The sequence below is a fragment of the Alteriqipengyuania abyssalis genome, assembly GCF_019857185.1.
Taxonomy (GTDB): Bacteria; Pseudomonadota; Alphaproteobacteria; order Sphingomonadales; family Sphingomonadaceae; genus Alteriqipengyuania; species Alteriqipengyuania abyssalis.
This window is the reverse complement of the sequence record NZ_JAHWXP010000007.1, coordinates 1-2,241: the sequence shown is the minus strand read 5'-3', so window position 1 is coordinate 2,241 and position 2,241 is coordinate 1. Positions and strand designations below refer to the sequence as shown.

At 58.0% G+C, this 2,241-nt stretch carries 5 protein-coding genes; 3 read left to right on the top strand and 2 right to left on the bottom strand.

Annotation, left to right across the window (positions count from 1 at the left end; all coding sequences use genetic code 11):
• Nucleotides 1-142 precede the first annotated feature (142 nt).
• Nucleotides 143-685, top strand: a complete 543-nt coding sequence (locus KYN89_RS15285) for a recombinase family protein (RefSeq protein ID WP_222825879.1) — start codon at nt 143-145, stop codon at nt 683-685.
• A gap of 18 nt (nt 686-703) precedes the next feature.
• The gene (locus tag KYN89_RS15280) at nt 704-1,069 is read left to right on the top strand and encodes a cysteine peptidase family C39 domain-containing protein (RefSeq protein WP_222825878.1); all 366 of its coding nucleotides are present in this window, start codon (nt 704-706) and stop codon (nt 1,067-1,069) included.
• Here KYN89_RS15280 and KYN89_RS15275 read toward each other — a convergent pair.
• Together KYN89_RS15275 and KYN89_RS15270 are read right to left on the bottom strand one after the other, a co-directional pair.
• Nucleotides 1,051-1,554 (bottom strand): hypothetical protein, encoded by a 504-nt coding sequence (locus KYN89_RS15275; RefSeq protein WP_222825877.1) that lies wholly within the window; start codon nt 1,552-1,554, stop codon nt 1,051-1,053. The genes KYN89_RS15280 and KYN89_RS15275 overlap by 19 nt on opposite strands.
• 12 nt (nt 1,555-1,566) lie before the next feature.
• On the bottom strand, nt 1,567-1,905 hold the full coding sequence (locus tag KYN89_RS15270; RefSeq protein WP_222825876.1) for a hypothetical protein: 339 nt from the start codon (nt 1,903-1,905) through the stop codon (nt 1,567-1,569).
• Nucleotides 1,906-1,932: 27 nt separating this feature from the next.
• On the opposite strand from KYN89_RS15270, the gene KYN89_RS15265 reads away from it, so the two are divergent.
• Nucleotides 1,933-2,241, top strand: a 309-nt coding sequence (locus tag KYN89_RS15265; protein ID WP_222825875.1) for a hypothetical protein, incomplete at its 3' end; no start/stop codon positions are given.

Sequence of the window (2,241 nt, the reverse complement as noted above, 5' to 3'; positions counted from 1 at the left end):
CCATCACAATTGGCTACAGCCTCATTGGTCAGAAACGATGAGACAGAATTGGCGTGGATTCTCGTCTCAATGAAGTTGCTCGACAGATTTGAAACATCTGGCAGGCTGTCTCTAGATTCAAACGAGACAGGTGAGGGTGTCGATGCTGGTCGGTTACGGAAGGGTGAGCAGTTCGGGCCAGAGCCTCGACATCCAGAACCAAGCGTTGCTGGATGCGGGGTGCGACAAGGTCTTCGCCGAGAAGATGTCTGGCACGAGCGCCAAGGATCGGATCGAACTCGCCAATGCCATCGACTTCGTGCGCGAGGGCGACACGCTGATCGTCACCCGGTTGGATCGTTTGGCGAGATCAGTTGGCGACCTTCACCGGATCATCGAGAAGCTCGCCGAGAAGAAAGTTGGCTTCCGATGCTTGAACCAGAGCGGGGTCGATACCGATAGCTCGACCGGGAAGTTGATGCTCGCGATCCTCGCAGCCGTCAGTGAGTTCGAGAACGACATCCGACGCGAGCGGCAGGCGGAAGGAATCGCGAAAGCCAAGGCTGCCGGGAAGTATCGAGGACGCAAGCCGACCATCGATCCCGGCGAGGTCAAAGCCCTTCGTGCAAGGGGCCTAGGAGCCTCTCAGATCGCCCGTGAGTTGAAGATCGCCCGAGCGAGTGTCTATCGGGCACTGGCAGCGTAGAGGCGTTCAGGGGGGATCATGAAGACTGTTAAACAGCGGGAAGAGAATGATTGCGGAGTGGCCTGTGTAGCCATGCTGGCTGGCACTTCATACGAGGAAGCCCGGACGGTCATTTATCCGAAGGGTCGGTCGAAGCTGACGAAGACCAAAGACTTGCGTGAGGCATTGATAAAGCTCGGACGGAAGCCGCTTAGTGATCGTCGCCAGCCCTTCGGTTCCAAGACACCACGAGACCTCAATACCGACGCCTTGGTCTTCGTCGAAATGGACAATGGCGATGACTCCAAGCACTGGGTCGTGTGGGATGCGAAGGCGAAGAAGCTTCGCGATCCCTACCATACAAAGCACCCGCATCGGCTGCGTGGTTATCTGGCGGTCGCGTAGTCTGCTTTGATCGGCTCTTCCCAACCACGGTCACGAAGTAAGCCAGCAAGGTCGAACGGTTCGAGCGATACCACCCTTGCCCAGTGGCCATCCGGAACCTCGTTCTGATCGAGCAGGTCGAACCACTTGCCCGGACGCTTGAAGCGGCCATGCAGGGCTGAGCGATGGCATCGACGGCACATCCCGATCCACGAGCTTAGATCGTAGTAGTTCTCGGCATGCTCATCATCAGCAGGCGCGGAGCAGATGTCGCAGGTCATCGGGCGCTCGGTGCTTCCTGCCTTGGCGAGCCAGATCGAGAGATCAGCAGTGCGATACCGCTCACGGTCGGTGAAGCCATTGTAGGCTCCATCCTCGAACAAGGCTGATGCTTGGGGAGCCACTCGACGGCCTGTCGATCTGAACGCGACACCGGGACCGAAGGGCCGAACTTCGCGATGAGGAAGTGCTGCAAGAAGAGCATCAGGATCAAAGACGAAGGCCATCGTCGGATCGGTTTACCCGCTGGGAAAAAACACGAAACCCTCAACGAGAATAATGCGGCGAATCTCCCGGTGCTGTAGAATGAGAGCATGGCAAGAAGACTGAATTACGAGAAGAAATACCGCACGGATCAGACCCGCCAGATCGGCGAAAACGACGATGCCGCAACGCCCATCTGGCAGATCAAAGCCGAGGTCAGGAAGAGGCTCTATAGCCAGCGACCAGACCTCTCGCGCGAGGAACTCGAAGAGCGCGTGAACCGGATCGTCGCCCGTGGACTCAAGCGAGCCGCATAACGAGATCGGTGCCGGGATCGTATGGGTGTGCGGTCCCGGCATCGTCAGCTTGACCATCAGCCGATCTGTGCAACGCTCCTGCCCATGAGCACCAATGACGATCTGCCACACCGTCAAGAAGACGATCATCGCACTATCGGCACCAAAGCCTGCCACGATGCCGAAAGCGACGAGGACTGGATCAGGACCGTCCTACAGGGCCTTGGGCAACGCTCCGACGAGGTGAAACAAGCGTTGATGAGAGCGATGGTTGACGGTCAACCTTCACCATCCTCCAAACCGGTCACGAATGCGGGTCACGTAAGCGGACTCGAACAGCAAGACATCGAATCCAGCCAGCCAAGGCCAAGCAAACAGATCACCGATCCGACGCCTCACGTAAGCGGCACCACC

What these genes read in the sequence shown, in the direction of transcription:
- KYN89_RS15285 (WP_222825879.1), top strand. Translation starts at nt 143, where the DNA reads ATGCTGGTCGGTTACGGAAGGGTGAGCAGTTCGGGCCAGAGCCTCGAC.
- KYN89_RS15280 (WP_222825878.1), top strand. Translation starts at nt 704, where the DNA reads ATGAAGACTGTTAAACAGCGGGAAGAGAATGATTGCGGAGTGGCCTGT.
- KYN89_RS15275 (WP_222825877.1), bottom strand. Translation starts at nt 1,554, where the DNA reads ATGGCCTTCGTCTTTGATCCTGATGCTCTTCTTGCAGCACTTCCTCAT.
- KYN89_RS15270 (WP_222825876.1), bottom strand. Translation starts at nt 1,905, where the DNA reads ATGGTCAAGCTGACGATGCCGGGACCGCACACCCATACGATCCCGGCA.